Genomic DNA, 14,637 nt, shown 5'->3' with positions numbered 1-14,637 from the left:
GGCGTTTGGTGGCCGGCGGCTCATTCGCCTTTTGCGGTCTGCCGCCGCCCGGGACTGGCTGACCCTTCCGGCGCCAGGAAGCCGTGCTCCAGCACGTCGAGAATCGCCAGTGTGTCGTCGACCAGAAATTCGAGATCGGCCACCGTCGCGGCGGGGTGTTGGTGCATGAAGGCCTTGGCCTTGGTGGAGATCAGGTCGCTCATCATCACCACCAAGTTTTGCACAGTCGCCGCCGCCACGCCCTCGCGCAGGTGCATCCGGCCGAACACCGGCCCGGTTAGCTGCGGCACGGCGCCTTGAATCTCGTCTTGCCACAGCGCTTGAAGCTCCGGCCTCAGCGCCTCGGGCAGCTGACTGCCGTCCGAGTAAGCGGCGAGGCTCAGCGCGAACTCGTCGGGATACTCGACTTGCAGCTTCAGCTTGTAGCGCATCGCCCGTCGCACCATCGTCGGCAGGTCCGGCGCCTTTTGCCACACGGTCCAGTCGGCGATGCCGTTGATTCGCTGCAGCGTCCACCGCACCGCCGCCACGTAGAGGTTCGCCTTGCTCTGAAAATAATGAAAAACCAAGCCCTTGGAGACGCCGGCCTCCTTGGCAATCACGTCGGTCTTGGCGTCGCGATAGCCCGCCTGCGCGAATTCGTGCATCGCCGCGGTCAGGATGCGCTGTTCCTTGGCCGCGTCTCTTGCCGCACCCATGGCGCCCTCAGTTGGTCAGCAGGTCGCGCCGCTTGTAGCCGACGTAACCTGCGACCATCAAGGCGAGGCCAAGCGCGGTCATCCAGGCGAAGCTCCCCCAGTCGATGGCGGCGGCTGGCACGTGGTTGACCCAGCCGTATGGGGTGATCTTGGTCGCCCACTCCGGCAGCCCAATCATGTTCCCGAGGTACAGGGACAACACACCGTAAATTGGAATCGCCCAGACCCAGGCCTGAAGCCGCGGCAGCACGGCAATCACCACCAGCACCACGCCCAGCGTCACCAGCACCGCCGGCCAGTAGCCGACGAAGGCTCGCAGGTAACGCGCAATCGAGATCGGGGTGGTGGTCAGGCTGGCCGAGCCGGCCACGGCCATGCCGAGGATGCCCAGCACGAGCGCCGCAGACCCGGCCAGCACCGCATGGACCAAGAAGCTGACGTACAGGCGCAGCCGAGACACCGGCTTGGCATGCACCAGCTCGAGGTAGCCGCCGCGCTCGTCGCCGTTGAGCTTCAGCAGCGTAATCACCGCGGGAATCGTCGCAACCACGGCGAAAATGATGCTCAGCTTGTTGGCGAAGGTCAACACCATGGTGCGACCGGCGGCGTGCAGCGCCCCGGTGCCCATCAGCTGCCCGATTGCCGGGTTGGTCTTGACCAGGTCGCCAACGGTACCAAAAATCGAGCCGTAACTTGCACCCAAAATGAACAAGGACACCAGCCAGATCAGCGTGCTGGTGCGCTCAAGCCGCGCCAGCAGCGTCAGCGGTCCGGCCAAGAATCGTGAGGCGCGGGCGCGGCCGGCCCGCGGCTGAATCAGCCCGGCCCCGGTGTCACGGGCGGTTGACAGCGCGACGGCCACGACCAGCAGTACCGCACTCAAGCCGAGCATCAAAAGCAGTGGCCACCAAGTGTTGTGGGTATATAAGTTGAGTTTTTCGATCCAGCCAAAAATCGTCCACCAGCTCAGGTCCGGATTCTGAACGTCGGTCCCCATACGCACCACGTACAGGCCGCCGAGCAGGACGTAGCTGAGAATCGTCGCGCTGCGCCCGGAGCTTGCAACCTGAGCAATCAACAGCGAGAAGCAGCCGAACATGAAGCCAAAGGCCGCCAGCCCCAGCCCGAACAGCCAGTTGCCTGCCGCCGAACCCCCGGTCATGTTCGCGGCCTGTAGCCCCAGCGCCTCCAAGACGCCGGCGACCAAGTTGATTGCCGCCAGTTCAAGAATCGCCGCGGCCAGCGGGCTTTGGCGCCCGACCGCGTGGGCCAAGATGAACTCAGTGCGGCCGGCGTCCTCCTCGACGCGGGTGGCATGCACGGCGAAGTACACGTTCATCATCGCGGCGAACAGCCCCATGAAGACCATCATCATCGCGCCGTAGATCACGGCCACGGTGTACGGTGGCTTGGGTGTGAACGGCCCGAACATGCTGACCATCGCCGGCGTGCTCAGGGTTTCGGCGATTGAGGACATCGCCTTTTGGGTCGAATACAGGCCGTCGAACTTCGCGGCCGCGGCGGTCATCAGCCCGCCCAGGCCGAGCAGCCAAAACACAATCTTGAGCCAGTCCCGGCGCAGGTTCAAGGCCAGCACCAGGCCCACGGACTTGAACTTATTGGCCATCGTGCTCACCGCCTTGGTTGTAGTAGCGCAGGAACAGGTCCTCAAGCGTCGGCGGCGTGCTCTGAAGCGTCACGATGCCAAGCCCAGTCAGCGTGGTGATCACGGCCCCGAGGTTCTCCGAGTCGACGGCGAACGTCGCGGTGTGGTCGCCGTCCGCCTTGAACTGGTGGACGTCCGGACGCTTGGCGATGTCGGCAAGCGGCGCCGTGGTGGTCACCCGCACGGTGCTGCGCGACAGCTGGCGCATCGCGTCCAGGGTGCCGGTTTCAATGATGCGGCCCTCGCGAATGATCCCGATGCGGTCGCACATGCGCTCGACCTCGCTTAGGATGTGCGAGGACAGCAACACGCTTTTGCCCGCCCGCTTCAACGCGAGCACCTGGGTCTGGAACACCTCTTCCATCAAGGGATCGAGGCCACTGGTCGGCTCATCGAACACGTACAGCGCCGCGTCGCTGGAGAAGGCGGCGATCAGCGCGACCTTCTGGCGGTTCCCCTTGGAGTAAGTGCGGCACTTCTTGGTCGCATCGAGCTCAAACAGCTTGATCAGCTCATCGGTGTGGGCGCTGTGCCGCTCCCCGTTCATCTTCAGGAACAGGTCGATCACCTCGCCGCCGGTCAGGTTCGGCCACAGGTAGACGTCGCCGGGGACGTACGCGAGGCGCTTGTGAATCGCCACGGCGTCTGTCCAGACGTCCTGGCCAAAAATGGTCGCGGAGCCGCCGCTGGCCTTCAGGATGCCCAAAAGCGTCCGGATGGTGGTCGACTTACCCGCGCCGTTGGGGCCGATGAAGCCAAACACCTCGCCCGAGTTAACGCTCAGCGTGATGTCCTTGAGCGCCTCGAACTTCCCGAATCGCTTCTGCAAATGGTTGATTGCCACTACTTCGGTCATGATTTCTTCCTCCCGTGAGGTCTTGCCTCTTCTGGATTGCTATCGAGGTGAGTATAGCCGGTCGTTGACTCGTGAGTCAACGCTTATCGAGTCAACCGCCAGTCGCCGCAAACCCGCGCGGCCGTAGGAACGAAAAAAACGTTGACCCGCGAGTCAACGTTTTTCGAGGAAGCCATCTTAGAAGTAATCGAACAGCTGCGTCTGCCGCTGCAAAAAGGCGTCATCGAGGCTGGCCACCGTGAACGGGTCACCGTCGATCAGGCCGAGGTTGTAGGCATCGCGCAGGGACCGCACCCCGAAGGTCACCTTCACCAGCTGCTGGATGCTCAAGGTGATCGCCGGCACCCCGGAGGTGTCGCGCTCGAAGCTCGCCTGCCCATCGTTGATGGCCAGGCGCCAGCGCCCGTCGTTTTCCGGAATATTGGTGTCTTGAATGCCGAACACCACCGGGGCGAGGTCCGAGACCTGGTACGGGTAGCGGGTCATGAAGTCCTTAACGTCGACGATTCGCGCCATCATGAACGCGCGAACCGACGACCGCAAGGCGCTGGGATCCGGCAGCAGGTCGTGCAGCGATTCGGGGTCGCCTGTGGTGTAGCGAAAACGCGCGAAGGCCGTGCGGTGAGCCGCGCAGAACTGAACCAGTGCCAACAGGCTGTCCAGGTCGTCGTAAAACAGCTCATGCACCCAAAATAAATCGCCGCTGCGTTCGTAAATCACGTAGCCGGTCGGGTGATCGCCGAGGCTAGCCACGGCGACCTCGCGGCTCGGGTAGTGGTCGGCCATGTTCAGCCACCACCAGTCGGCGCGGCGTAACCCGCCGCGGGTGGTTTCCTTGCTGCGACCGTACACCGTGGTCATCGCCTCAATCGCCGCGCGAAACGGCACCCGATCCACGGAGACGGCGCCGGAGTGACGCGGCACCTTCGGCAGGGCCGCCGCGTCAATTTCGTGGGTCACCTGGTCGAACGCGCCTTCGTAGCCGAAGCGGCGGTAAAACGGCGCGGAAAACGGCGCGAGGTAAGACAGCGTCTCCCCGTTGGCCCGCATGTCGGCAAAGGCCTGGCCCATGATGGTGTGAATGCCCCCCTTGCCGCTGGCCTCGGGGTAGCTGGCGACGTACCCCACGCCGCTCATTTTGTAGGCGACTCCGGCCAGATCCACGGTGAAGTGGGTCCCGAGCAGCCCGGAGGTCAACGGGCTGCCGGTCCCCCAGGCCGCGCTGTGGTCGTACAAGCTGGCAAAGGCGCGGTCGCGCGTCGCGCTTTGCGGCTTGTGGAACGCGTAACGGGCAAGCGCGTAAAAGCTCGCCTCATCTTCTGCAGTCAAGCGCCGAACATCGGTCACAAATATCACAATCCTTTCGATTAGAGGGCATAGCCGAGCGTTTAGCCGACCGGCCAGCTAGGTCCGGCCGCGTCTGCTGGCGGCCGAGCCGCGGGGCCACCGCCTTTTTGTGAATCATCAAACACACTGTCTTCAGTATAGCGTAGCTTGGCGTCGCTTGCATCTTTACCTTAGCTTTAGAAAGCCTTCACATTATCGTCTTGAATCCTGCGCCGAACGCTCACAGGCGCTGGTTATGATGGTTTTGTTGATAACGCAACGCCCCGCCTCTCGTGAAAGGATCTTACATATGAAACTTCAAAATAACGTCTACACCGCCCAGCTCGACCAGATCACCTACCCCACCATCACCGCTCACCTGGAGAACGGGGCCCCGCTGGTGATCGAAACCAATCAAAAACAGCGCGACGACCCCCAGTTCTGGGCGGTCATCAGCGCCATTGTCAAAGCTAAATTGTGGGTGCCGGTTTCTACAAGGCTGCACCAGCTGCTGGACACCGATTGGCTGGTGCCGGCCGCCGACTAGCCGTTCACGGGCTTCAGCGGCGCTGCCGGCAGCGCCGCCAACCACCCGAGCCGGCCGGGCGCGGCGCAGTCGCGCGTTAACGCCAGCCTACTTTTGCCACTCGGCGAACCGAGCCGCGGCCACCACCAGCGTGACCACCGCGTCCTTGGCCAAGGCCGCCGTCACGGTGGCGCGGTGGCCCGAGGTCGCAACCGCCCCGATCACCTCGAGGCCGTACTTGACCAGGTTCAGGTCCTTTTTGGCCGAATAATCCGGTTCGAAAACCGGCTCGTGGTTGTAGGTGAAGTTCAGCACATCACCCACAATCGAGCCGTCGACGTGGTTGACCATGATGCGATCTTGCAGTGCCGCCAGCGGCTGGTCATCCGCCAGCAGGTTCAGCTTGTGATCGGATTCCTCTCGGTAGTAAGTCCCCTGCGGCATGTCGAGGTAGGCCGCGGCCGGGTGCGACAGCACCGCCAGGTAATCCACCGCGGCAAACACGCGGTCCAGCGGCAGCTTGACCTTCTTTGCCAAAAGCGCCTCGGTGTTGCTCTCCAGCCAATCCGCCAGTTCACTGACCCCAAATTGATCCATGTGTGTGGCCCTCCATTATCGTAATTGCGTCTATTGTAGCATTTTTGCGGGCCAGCGTGAAGGCGCCGCGCCGCCGATGTTTTGGTTAAGGTTCCGCCCAAGCCCCCGCTACCGGTCGCAGGCGGGTGTATACTGAGCGTGGGTGAGCCTCTTGAGCTGCCCGACTCACCCGAAGGAGGCGTCGTCATGTCTGATTTGCCAACCGGCTACCCACTGGTCGATGCCCAGGGGCGGCCCCTCAAGCTTCAACCCAAGGTCACCTACACGCTGCGGGTCAAAAACGGCTACATCCTCGGCTTGCGCCAAGACCAGCGCCAGGTTCGCCTGCCGAATCTGCTCCAGGACTTCCCCAACACCGATCCCAGCAAGTCGCACCACCGTTAGCTCGCCGCCATCAAGGCGACGAGGCGACCCAACAGGCCCGAACCACGTGACGTCGCAACGCCGCGCGGTTCGGGCCTGTTCGCGTCCTAAGGGGCGGTCGACTCGCCCGGGGCCTTGGGGGCCAAAAGCGCCATCGCCACCACCGTGCCGATGATCACCAGGCCGCCGACCAGCTCCCAGCCGCTCAGCCGCGTCCCGAGGAACAAGACGGCGATCACCGTCGCGGCCAGCGGCTCGAAGGCATCCAAGAGGCTTGCGGCCGTCGGCGTGATGTACTGCAGGCTGGCCAAGTAGACCAGGTAGGCGACGATGGTGCCGCCGATTACGACAAAGGCGTAGCAGCCCCAGCCAAAGGCGGTGAGGTGCGGCTCCTGCCGCCAAAACGGGGCCCAAACGGTCATCAAAAGTCCACCCAACAGCTGGGCCCAGCCGGTCACCACTAAGGGTGAGTGGCGCTTGAGCAGCTCGCCGGGCAACAGCGTGTAGGTCGCCGCGGCGACTGCCGCCAACAGCCCCCAAAACAGGGCCTGCGGCGTGATCGCCAGCGTCGTCAGCCGACCCTTGGTCACGATCAAAAGCGTCCCGAGCATCGCAAAGGCGATGATCACCACGTCGCTGCGCCGCGGTAGCGTCAGCGTTTTGATGGCCAAGACCACCAGCACCACGATCGGCGACAGGTACTGCAGGATGGTGGCGGTCGGCGCGTTGGCCACCGCCACGGCCTTGAAGTAGACGAACTGCATGGCGATCATGCCAAACAGCACGAACACCACCATCTGCAAGGCGTCTTTGCGGGTTCGCCAAGGCGTGGTCAAAAGCGCGGGCGTTTTGACGGCGGCGTAGCCCAGCGTGACAATCCCGGCGATCAGCATTTTGGAGCTGATCAGCCAGGCGACAGCCACACCTTGGTTGAACAAAACGGTGCTGGCGGGGCCGGACACGCCCCACAAAGACGACCCCAGGATGGCCAGCAAGATACCGGTCAGGTGCTTAGACTTCATGCTTTTCCCCTTACTTACGGCGGTGCCACCCGGCCAGGTGGTCATCGATCACCCCGGCGCCTTGCAGGAAGCTGTAGGCGCTGGTGGGGCCGATCATCTTGATGCCGTGCTTCTTCATGTCGGTTGCGACCAGCTGCGACAGCGGGTCTTGCGTCGGAATGTCGGCCGCGGTCTGGGGCCGTCGCACCAGCTGCTGGCCGTCGGTGAACCCCCACACGTAGCGGTCGAAGCTGCCGTATTCGCGCTGCAGGTCCTGCACCGCACCGGCGTTGTGGACGATGGCCGCCAGCTTGCGACGGTTGCGAATCAGCCCGGCGTCTTGCATCAAGACGTCGAGATCCGAGTCGCTCATCGCCGCCACCGGCGCCAGTTCGAAGTCGTGAAAGGCAACGTTGAACGCCGGGCGCTTCTTGAGCACCAACGCCCAGCTCAGCCCGATCTGCAGCCCCTCCAAGGACAACAGCTCGAACAAGGCGCGGTCGTCGTGCTTGGGCACACCCCATTCGTGGTCGTGGTAAGCCTTGAGCAGCGGGTTGCGATCACCCCACCAAGTTGTTGAATCCGTCATTCGATCACCTCCACCCAATAGATTACGCCGCACGACGCAAAAACCGCCTCGGGGCCAGACGCCTCGAAGCGGTCGCGGCCGATTGCGAGCAATCAGGCCTCCGTCTTGACGATCAGCACGTCGCAAGGCGCCGTGCGGTTGACGTACTCGGTGACCGAGCCGACCAAGACGCGCTCAACCGCGTTCAGGCCGGTGGCGCCGATGATGATCAGGTCGGTGTGGTGATCGTGCGGGAAGTCAGTGGCGATGACCGACTTGGGGTTGCCGAACCGCACGTGGATGGCGACGTCTTCCAGTCCCGCCTTCTTGGCGCGTTCGGAAAGCTCCTCCAGGAACTTCTCGGCGTCTTGGGTCAGCTGGTAAATCGCGTCGCCGGAAATCATGCCACCGTAGCCGCCGATGAACTGCTTGGTGTCCAGCACGTTCAGGATGTCGAGGTGGGCGTGGTTGGCGACGGCGACCTTCACCGCCTTTTTGAAGGCGAGGTCGGACTCGTCGGACCCATCGATGGGTACCAGTAAGTTGTTATATTCTTGATCCATGCGATCACTCCTTAGGTTGCCAATGCACACGCACGACGCGCGGGCTTATCTCAAGCGTACAACCGCGCCGGGCGAAAAACAAGTTATACCAATAGGCACGATAACCTTTTTAATCAGTGAACAGGAGCTGGAATTCGTGCTTGGTGACGTCGATGTTCACGGCAACGTGGCGGTTCAAGTCGGCGACGAGCTTGCGGGCGAAGTTCATTTTGGATTCAAAATCCGTGAGCACCGCCGTCTCGCTCAGGCTGGCAAAATCGAAGTTCTCGCCGATGAAGGCGGGATCCGTGACGTACAGCAAGTTGTTCTCATCGTGGCGGCTGCCTGGACGCAGCACGGCGTCGATGTAGTGATAAAGCAGCGTCGGGGGGAAGTTCAGCGGCTTGTCCAGCTCGGTTGTGATTGCAAACCCCGGCGCATCGTCGGCCAGCGTTTCGTTCACCTGGACCTGGGTCAATCCTTGGTAGAGTTTCATTCTAGTCACTTCCTTCGTCGTGATGGCGGCTCGGCCGCCTTACGCCTCTATTATACGCCCCAAAAACGGGCTTGCCCAATGCAACGCGCGACCGGCCGGGGAAAAATGCCTGGGTTCGCTGAGGTCGCGACCACAGCGGCGCCGGTTGCCACGTCACGTCTGGTCGGCTTCGCTCCGCTGCCGTTGATGACGCCCGAAGCCAGGGGCTCGAACCGGCGACCCCACCTACTCCAGGTACAGCGCCTGCAGGGTTCGCCGCTTGGCCGCCGTCAGGCCAAGCCCCTCAAGCAGGTACCGCTCAAGGCCGCCGAAGTCCTGCGCGATCGTCGCCAAGGCCGCGTCGAGGTAGGCCGCATCGACGCTGGCTAGGCTGCGCGTCGACGCCTCAAGCGCCTGGCTGCCGCCGGCGGCTCGCACCGTGGCGAGCAGCGCCGCGGTGGTCGCCGTCAAAAAGCGGTTGGCGGCCAGGTAGTCGGCGCGAATCATCGCCGAATCGACCCCCAGCGCGGTCAAAACCAGCACCGCCCCCAACCCCGTGCGATCCTTGCCGGAGGTGCAGTGAAACAAGAGCGCCTGCCCCGGTTGATTGTTGGCAAGCAGCAGGTCAAAGAGGCGGCGGTAAGCCTTTTGGGCGCTTGCGTGGCGCGGCAAGTCGCGGTACAAGGCAATCATGTGGCGCCGCCCGGCCTGCGGGTCGACGGCGAACTGGCTGCGCCGCAGCTGGTCGGCTTGCTTGGCCGCCGCAGTCTGATCAACCGGCAGCACCGGATCGAACACGTAGGTGACCCCTGCCGGCACCCGGTCAGGCGCTTTTGCGCGTTCCTCGGGCGAGCGCAAGTCGACGTCGTAGACTACGCCGTAATCGCGCAGGCTTTGGCAGTCGGCGGCGCTGAGCTGGTCGAGGCGACCGCTGCGCAGCAGCTTGTGGTAGCGCAGCAATCGCCCGTCTTGGGTCTGGTAGCCGCCGAGGTCGCGGCAATTGGCGGCCTGCTGGAGCGGGAGTGCAGTTGCTTGCATAACTTCTCCTATCGCATCAATCTATCAAAAAAGCGCCGACAACGCGGCGCTGTGGCGGACAACTAGTCTTCAGACGTGGTTCCGCCGATGATCAGGCCTGCGGTGAACGAGGCCACGAGGTCCTTTTTGCTGGACGCCAGGACTTCGTTGTTGTACGTCAGGACGGTCTTTTCGCTCAGCAGGTCCTCGACGCGAATCACTTCACGATCGGACAGGTCAACGGTCTTGGCTTGCTGTTCTGCGTACTTATCCGGGTAAGCCAAGGCGAGAATGTTGACAGGATCAGTGTTGTAGTACTCCGCAAGCTTGCGGATACTACGCTCACTTGGAACGGTTTGATCATTTTCCCACTTAGTGAAGCTTGCCGGGGAAGTGTGGGTTGCCTTTGCGACTTCAACGATCGACTCGCCACGGCCCTTGCGGATCTGGCGGAGGGAGCTACCAACGGTTTCTGTCATTCTTTTCACCACGATTCCATTATAGTCAATCACAAACCGAAATTCGGTTCATCTACTAATTTAGCGGTATCGTAGTGAAAATGCAATCAAATAATCTGTTTTTATTAAGTTTGTTATCCAGCCTTCACAGAAAAGTCACAATCGGCCGTTTACATTTGACAAACAGGTGTCAAAACAGTGATTGGTCTGATGCACGCGGCGCGTTCGTCATGCCGACGACCCCCAGCGCCGCCGCAACGGTATAGACAGAACGCTTTCATCCCCGCCCGGGCTAGTTCCCGCCGGCGGGGAGCCGCCACCGCGTTCCGGTCGGCACCAGGTACCACACCGTCGCCTCGGTGACCAGCCCGGCCTTGGCGTAAGCCCGACACGCCGCCGGGTTGTCGGCTTCGACCCCCAGCCGCACCGGTTCGGTTGCGCTGAGCCTGTGCAACAGTGCCGCGACGAAGCGGGTCCCCAACCCCTGGTTGCGGCGAGCGGCGGCGATGAACACGCCGAATAGGTAGGCGTAGCCCGGCCCATCATCGACCGCGGCGTAACCAATCGGCCGCCCGGCCTCAATCAGCAGGTAGGCCGCATTGGTCTTGCCGCGCAGCGTCTGGGTCAGATACAAAGGGGCCGAGTCGGCAGCTTCGGGAAAGGCGGCTTGATAAAGCGGCAACACGGCGTCAATGTCGGCTGCGGTCATCGCGCGAACGCTCAGGTCGCCGGCCAGCGCCTGGCCGCTGCCCCGCGGTGCCACCAGCTGGTACTCGGCGGGGTCGCCGTTCAAGGCCAGCTGGGCCTGGGCGAGAAAGCCCGGCGCCGCCCGCAGCCAGCTGGCCTCGCACAAGAACTCGTAATCGGGGTAGCCGAAAGCTCGAAGTACCGCCGCCGCGGCCTGCCACAGCGCCGTGGCGACCCCGCGCCTGCGCCAGCTCGGCGCCACGTACAAGGCGACATCGACGCAGCCGCCCGGTGCCTCATCGGCGTAAAGCGTCGCGTAGCCGATCAAAGCCGCCTGCTCCCAGGCCATAAAGAAGGCCGGCATCGTGCGGTCGTAATTGAACTGGTTGTCTAGGTACGGGGCCCGCTTCAGCTGGTCGTGTTCCTGCACCTGCGCGGTCAACGCCGAGGCCGCCTGCCGCTGGCTCGGCGTCAACACCGCCGCTTGCGTAATTGTAAACATAATGGCCTCCAAGGTTTTCGCTCATTCTATCACACTTATCGACTCCTTCCCGCCGCTTCGCTATAATGAACTCGAAAGGTCGTGACGGATTGGATACGAATTACCCGAAAATGCGCGAACCCAAGGGGCCGCTGCCAACCAGCACCGGCTCGCTTCAGCCGAGCTGGCAGGCGCTGGCCAAAAAAGTACCGAAGCTGACCGGCCAGCGGGTGCTGGCCATCCACGCCGGCGACGGCTGGTTTTGCCGCTACGCCGTGAACCACGGCGCCATCGCGGTGCTGGGCGTCGACTCAAACGCTGGTGCCATCAGCGCCGCCCGGGCGGTGGCCAGCTCCGATCGGCTGCGCTACCGCATCATGCCAGACGATCGGCTGGGCATGCTGACCGGGCCCTACGACGTGATCGTCGGCACCTTTGATCTGCAGCGCGATGACCTCCACGCCATGACCCAGCAGCTGGCCGACCTGCTGCGCCCGGGCGGCCACTTGATTGCCGCCGTGGCGACGCAGCCCGAAAGCGCCACGACCATTGAGATCAAGGACCTCTTCAGCGCCCGGCTGACCATCGAGCAGCTCTTTCAAGTCAGCGCCGCCAAGCTGGTGCCAAGCGCCGGCGTTCACCTGATTTTGTGCAGCCGCGTTCGCGGCTGACGGCGGCCATCACAACGGCGCCTGCCACTCCCGGTGTGGGGCGGCAGGCGCCGTTGTGTGTTCAAGACACACTAAGGGGTACCGCGAGTCGCCTCGCAGTACCCCAATTGAGATTGAGTTGATGAACCGCCCCGCCGGCCGGGCAGACTGCCCCCGCCAGGCGAACAAAGCCGATTCAGTTCATGGTACGCACAGGGTGGAACAGGCAGCTGCGACTCCCTGGAATCAAACCAGTTAAGCTGTTTTCTTTTGCGCGAATTTCTTCGTCGCTAGACACTCACGCCGCGGACGTGGTCGACATAGGTCGACGTTCATCAGATGAGGATGATGTTCATCGCAAACTGCCATCAGCTGCGCCGCCGGCCGTGCCAGCCAAGCGGCGCTGTGGAATTCTACGCAGATAGAATAACACTGGGTGGCTGGAATTACCATTACGGTAGTGTAAATTTTAGGTAAATTTTGTGTAAATAAATAACATTCAGTCGATACTGGGCCCCAGCGCCGCGGCGAAGGCCTGCCGGCGGTCCCCGGCCCGGTCGAACACCGCAAACTCGACTGCGTCAAAGGCGCCGCGAAACTCTGGCCGCCGCAGCGCCGCCTTGAACAACCGCCCGACCTGTGCAATCGGGTTGGCGAAGACCCCGGTGCCAAACGCCCCGAGAATCAGGGTAGTGGCGCCTTGCTGCTTGAAGGCGCGAAGCGTCTGCAGGATTTTGAAGGCCAAGTCCGGCTCGGTGTCGCGCTCGGTCAATCCGGGATACGCGGCGCGGTTGGGGGCGGCGACGGTCACCACATCGACAAAATGCGCCGAAAGCGGCCGCCCCGCCGCGTCGAAGCACTGCCGGCAGTGGGCGGTGTAGATCAAGGTCGAGCTGAACAGGCCGCCGTTGGGATCGGCGCGGTTGGCCGCGTAGTAGGTCTCGTCAAACGCGCGTAAGGCCGGCAGCAGGTAGGTGGCCTTGGCGATGCTTTCCTCCTGGGCCCGGGCCCCGAGCTCAACGCCACCGCCCGGACGCGTTGGGCTGGCGAAGTTCATCACGCCGATGTGGCCGCTGGCCTCGGCCATCGCCGCCACCACGTCTTGATCGGTGACCCGCCACGCCGGCGGCTGTTCCCCCCGGGCCGGCGTCTCGGGCAGCGCCGCCTCGATCAGCCAGCTGCGCGGCCGCTGTGAATCCGTGCGGTACCTTGCAAGCGTCGCCTCAAGCATTGCAATCTGATCCATCCGCTCACCTCCTGCCTTCATTATACGCCGCCGTACCGCTGGGCGGCGCTGAGTGCTATACTTAGTGCAAATACACTTTTGAAATGAGGAATTGCTGTTATGGCTAGTGGCCAAGTCGCCTCTAATCTACTGGTGATGGTGATCACCTTCCTGTTCGCCGCGTTTTTCGTGGCAAGCGAATTCGCCCTGGTGCAAAGTCGCCCGAGTGCCTTGGAGGAAATGCTCGAAAAGGGCATGGGCAACCGCGCCAAAATCAAACGCGCCTTGCGCATGGTCCACAATCTGAATGAGTACCTGTCGACCACCCAGGTCGGGGTGTCGGTCGCCGGTATCATCTTGGGCTGGATCGGGGAGGCCACGGTGGAGTTTCTGCTGGTCGACCTGCTCAAGATCACGCACGTCCAGCTGCCAGGCGGCGGCCTGCACGTCTTCGGCGCCGTGGCCGGGGTCTTGATTTTGACCTACCTGGAGGTCGTTTTGACCGAGATTGTGCCGAAGAACATCGCGATTGATTTTCCAATCAAGGCCTTGATGTTCGTGGTCACCCCGCTGCACTATTTTCACATCGTCTTCTTCCCCTTCGTCTGGCTGCTGAACCACAGCGCCACCGGCCTGGTTCGCCTGATGGGCATGAAGCCGGCCGATGAAGGCAACGAGGCCTTCACCCAAGCCGAGATCTTGAACCTGAGCAAGGCCGCCGTCACCACCGGCGAGATGGACCAAAACGACGTCACCTACATGCAACGCGCCTTTGACCTGAACGACAAGACGGCGCATGACATCATGGTCGACCGCACCAGCCTCGAGGTCGTGGACATCACCGCGACGGTCAAGGAGGTGCTGCGCGACTACCTGACCGAGGGTTACTCGCGCTTCCCGGTGGTCGCAGACGGCGACAAGGACAAGGTGCTGGGTTACGTCTACATCTACGACCTGGTCAAGCAGGCGCAAGTCGACGCAAGCATTCGCGTGTCCAAGCTGCTCCGCGCGATTGTCACCGTGCCTGAAGTCACGCCGATCCACAACATTTTGCAGCAGATGATCCAAAAGCAAACCCCGATCGTGGTGGTCGTCGACGAGTACGGCGGGACGTCGGGCATCGTCACCGACAAGGACATCTACGAGGAGCTGTTCGGCACCGTCAAGGACGAAATCGACGACGTCTCCGACGAGTACATCATCAAGACGGACCAGCCCGACGTCTTCCGCGTGTCGGGCAAAACCACCTTGTACGACTTCGAGCGCTACTTCCGCACCAACCTCAAGGCCTTCCAGGAATCCGACATCGTCACCATCGCCGGGTTTTTGATGGAGGACTACCCGGACCTCAAGCTCCACGACTCGGTTCAAATCGACCGCTACACCTTCACGGTCACCGAGTTCGCCCGGGGCTTTGCCAACTGGTTCGAGGTCACCGTCGGCCCGGCCGTCGTCGTCAGCGACCCAGACGAGGAAGAAGACCAAAAGTAACAAGACGCCA

At 62.6% G+C, this 14,637-nt stretch carries 17 protein-coding genes; 4 read left to right on the top strand and 13 right to left on the bottom strand.

The window, feature by feature from the left end:
* Window positions 1-20: 20 nt before the first annotated feature.
* The 4 genes from ACYVRZ_RS07075 to ACYVRZ_RS07060 all read right to left on the bottom strand — a co-directional run bounded on the left by ACYVRZ_RS07075 (window position 21) and on the right by ACYVRZ_RS07060 (window position 4,549).
* The gene (locus ACYVRZ_RS07075; protein ID WP_461225938.1) at window positions 21-698 is read right to left on the bottom strand and encodes a TetR/AcrR family transcriptional regulator; all 678 of its coding nucleotides are present in this window, start codon (window positions 696-698) and stop codon (window positions 21-23) included.
* 7 nt (window positions 699-705) lie between these two features.
* Window positions 706-2,325, bottom strand: a complete 1,620-nt coding sequence (locus ACYVRZ_RS07070; protein ID WP_461225937.1) for an ABC transporter permease — start codon at window positions 2,323-2,325, stop codon at window positions 706-708.
* Window positions 2,315-3,223, bottom strand: coding sequence for an ABC transporter ATP-binding protein (locus ACYVRZ_RS07065; RefSeq protein ID WP_461225986.1), 909 nt, complete (start codon window positions 3,221-3,223; stop codon window positions 2,315-2,317). Before ACYVRZ_RS07065 ends, ACYVRZ_RS07070 begins: the two co-directional genes overlap by 11 nt.
* A 174-nt stretch (window positions 3,224-3,397) precedes the next feature.
* Complete coding sequence (locus ACYVRZ_RS07060) at window positions 3,398-4,549, bottom strand: GNAT family N-acetyltransferase (RefSeq protein WP_461225936.1); 1,152 nt, start codon at window positions 4,547-4,549, stop codon at window positions 3,398-3,400.
* A 307-nt stretch (window positions 4,550-4,856) separates the two neighbouring features.
* On the opposite strand from ACYVRZ_RS07060, the gene ACYVRZ_RS07055 reads away from it, so the two are divergent.
* On the top strand, window positions 4,857-5,093 hold the full coding sequence (locus ACYVRZ_RS07055) for a hypothetical protein (RefSeq protein ID WP_262315423.1): 237 nt from the start codon (window positions 4,857-4,859) through the stop codon (window positions 5,091-5,093).
* Between the two features lie 87 nt (window positions 5,094-5,180).
* On the opposite strand, the gene ACYVRZ_RS07050 is transcribed toward ACYVRZ_RS07055, so the two are convergent.
* Complete coding sequence (locus ACYVRZ_RS07050; RefSeq protein WP_461225935.1) at window positions 5,181-5,669, bottom strand: hypothetical protein; 489 nt, start codon at window positions 5,667-5,669, stop codon at window positions 5,181-5,183.
* A gap of 186 nt (window positions 5,670-5,855) precedes the next feature.
* Between ACYVRZ_RS07050 and ACYVRZ_RS07045 the strand changes: the two genes are divergently transcribed.
* Window positions 5,856-6,053 carry a hypothetical protein gene (locus ACYVRZ_RS07045; protein ID WP_461225934.1) on the top strand — a complete coding sequence of 66 codons (198 nt, stop codon included), beginning with the start codon at window positions 5,856-5,858 and terminating at the stop codon, window positions 6,051-6,053.
* 86 nt (window positions 6,054-6,139) lie between these two features.
* On the opposite strand, the gene ACYVRZ_RS07040 is transcribed toward ACYVRZ_RS07045, so the two are convergent.
* The 7 genes from ACYVRZ_RS07040 to ACYVRZ_RS07010 all read right to left on the bottom strand — a co-directional run bounded on the left by ACYVRZ_RS07040 (window position 6,140) and on the right by ACYVRZ_RS07010 (window position 11,282).
* Entirely contained in the window at window positions 6,140-7,054 is a 915-nt protein-coding gene (locus ACYVRZ_RS07040; protein ID WP_461225933.1) for a DMT family transporter, read from the bottom strand.
* Between the two features lie 10 nt (window positions 7,055-7,064).
* A complete protein-coding gene (locus tag ACYVRZ_RS07035; RefSeq protein ID WP_461225932.1) occupies window positions 7,065-7,622 on the bottom strand; it encodes a DNA-3-methyladenine glycosylase I in 558 nt (185 codons plus the stop codon).
* Window positions 7,623-7,714: 92 nt separating this feature from the next.
* Window positions 7,715-8,164 carry a universal stress protein gene (locus tag ACYVRZ_RS07030; protein ID WP_461225931.1) on the bottom strand — a complete coding sequence of 150 codons (450 nt, stop codon included), beginning with the start codon at window positions 8,162-8,164 and terminating at the stop codon, window positions 7,715-7,717.
* A gap of 109 nt (window positions 8,165-8,273) precedes the next feature.
* Complete coding sequence (locus tag ACYVRZ_RS07025; RefSeq protein WP_262315429.1) at window positions 8,274-8,639, bottom strand: hypothetical protein; 366 nt, start codon at window positions 8,637-8,639, stop codon at window positions 8,274-8,276.
* A gap of 225 nt (window positions 8,640-8,864) precedes the next feature.
* Window positions 8,865-9,656 carry a tyrosine-protein phosphatase gene (locus ACYVRZ_RS07020; RefSeq protein ID WP_461225930.1) on the bottom strand — a complete coding sequence of 264 codons (792 nt, stop codon included), beginning with the start codon at window positions 9,654-9,656 and terminating at the stop codon, window positions 8,865-8,867.
* 62 nt (window positions 9,657-9,718) lie between these two features.
* A complete protein-coding gene (locus tag ACYVRZ_RS07015) occupies window positions 9,719-10,114 on the bottom strand; it encodes a helix-turn-helix domain-containing protein (RefSeq protein WP_262315430.1) in 396 nt (131 codons plus the stop codon).
* A gap of 271 nt (window positions 10,115-10,385) precedes the next feature.
* Entirely contained in the window at window positions 10,386-11,282 is an 897-nt protein-coding gene (locus tag ACYVRZ_RS07010; RefSeq protein ID WP_461225929.1) for a GNAT family N-acetyltransferase, read from the bottom strand.
* A gap of 89 nt (window positions 11,283-11,371) precedes the next feature.
* Between ACYVRZ_RS07010 and ACYVRZ_RS07005 the strand changes: the two genes are divergently transcribed.
* Entirely contained in the window at window positions 11,372-11,932 is a 561-nt protein-coding gene (locus tag ACYVRZ_RS07005; protein ID WP_461225928.1) for a class I SAM-dependent methyltransferase, read from the top strand.
* A gap of 478 nt (window positions 11,933-12,410) precedes the next feature.
* Here the strand turns inward: ACYVRZ_RS07005 and ACYVRZ_RS07000 are convergent, their stop codons facing one another.
* A complete protein-coding gene (locus ACYVRZ_RS07000; protein WP_461225927.1) occupies window positions 12,411-13,157 on the bottom strand; it encodes a TIGR02452 family protein in 747 nt (248 codons plus the stop codon).
* Between the two features lie 99 nt (window positions 13,158-13,256).
* On the opposite strand from ACYVRZ_RS07000, the gene ACYVRZ_RS06995 reads away from it, so the two are divergent.
* Window positions 13,257-14,627 carry a hemolysin family protein gene (locus ACYVRZ_RS06995; RefSeq protein ID WP_461225926.1) on the top strand — a complete coding sequence of 457 codons (1,371 nt, stop codon included), beginning with the start codon at window positions 13,257-13,259 and terminating at the stop codon, window positions 14,625-14,627.
* The last annotated feature ends 10 nt before the right edge of the window (window positions 14,628-14,637 follow it).

Source organism: Lacticaseibacillus suihuaensis (assembly GCF_054785075.1).
Note: the sequence above shows the minus strand (reverse complement) of the source record. Positions and strands in the feature narration are given on the sequence as shown.

What these genes read in the sequence shown, in the direction of transcription:
- ACYVRZ_RS07035 (WP_461225932.1), bottom strand. Translation starts at nt 7,622, where the DNA reads ATGACGGATTCAACAACTTGGTGGGGTGATCGCAACCCGCTGCTCAAG.
- ACYVRZ_RS07040 (WP_461225933.1), bottom strand. Translation starts at nt 7,054, where the DNA reads ATGAAGTCTAAGCACCTGACCGGTATCTTGCTGGCCATCCTGGGGTCG.
- ACYVRZ_RS07025 (WP_262315429.1), bottom strand. Translation starts at nt 8,639, where the DNA reads ATGAAACTCTACCAAGGATTGACCCAGGTCCAGGTGAACGAAACGCTG.
- ACYVRZ_RS07050 (WP_461225935.1), bottom strand. Translation starts at nt 5,669, where the DNA reads ATGGATCAATTTGGGGTCAGTGAACTGGCGGATTGGCTGGAGAGCAAC.
- ACYVRZ_RS07015 (WP_262315430.1), bottom strand. Translation starts at nt 10,114, where the DNA reads ATGACAGAAACCGTTGGTAGCTCCCTCCGCCAGATCCGCAAGGGCCGT.
- ACYVRZ_RS07000 (WP_461225927.1), bottom strand. Translation starts at nt 13,157, where the DNA reads ATGGATCAGATTGCAATGCTTGAGGCGACGCTTGCAAGGTACCGCACG.
- ACYVRZ_RS07055 (WP_262315423.1), top strand. Translation starts at nt 4,857, where the DNA reads ATGAAACTTCAAAATAACGTCTACACCGCCCAGCTCGACCAGATCACC.
- ACYVRZ_RS07075 (WP_461225938.1), bottom strand. Translation starts at nt 698, where the DNA reads ATGGGTGCGGCAAGAGACGCGGCCAAGGAACAGCGCATCCTGACCGCG.
- ACYVRZ_RS07010 (WP_461225929.1), bottom strand. Translation starts at nt 11,282, where the DNA reads ATGTTTACAATTACGCAAGCGGCGGTGTTGACGCCGAGCCAGCGGCAG.
- ACYVRZ_RS07070 (WP_461225937.1), bottom strand. Translation starts at nt 2,325, where the DNA reads ATGGCCAATAAGTTCAAGTCCGTGGGCCTGGTGCTGGCCTTGAACCTG.
- ACYVRZ_RS07045 (WP_461225934.1), top strand. Translation starts at nt 5,856, where the DNA reads ATGTCTGATTTGCCAACCGGCTACCCACTGGTCGATGCCCAGGGGCGG.
- ACYVRZ_RS07020 (WP_461225930.1), bottom strand. Translation starts at nt 9,656, where the DNA reads ATGCAAGCAACTGCACTCCCGCTCCAGCAGGCCGCCAATTGCCGCGAC.
- ACYVRZ_RS07030 (WP_461225931.1), bottom strand. Translation starts at nt 8,164, where the DNA reads ATGGATCAAGAATATAACAACTTACTGGTACCCATCGATGGGTCCGAC.
- ACYVRZ_RS06995 (WP_461225926.1), top strand. Translation starts at nt 13,257, where the DNA reads ATGGCTAGTGGCCAAGTCGCCTCTAATCTACTGGTGATGGTGATCACC.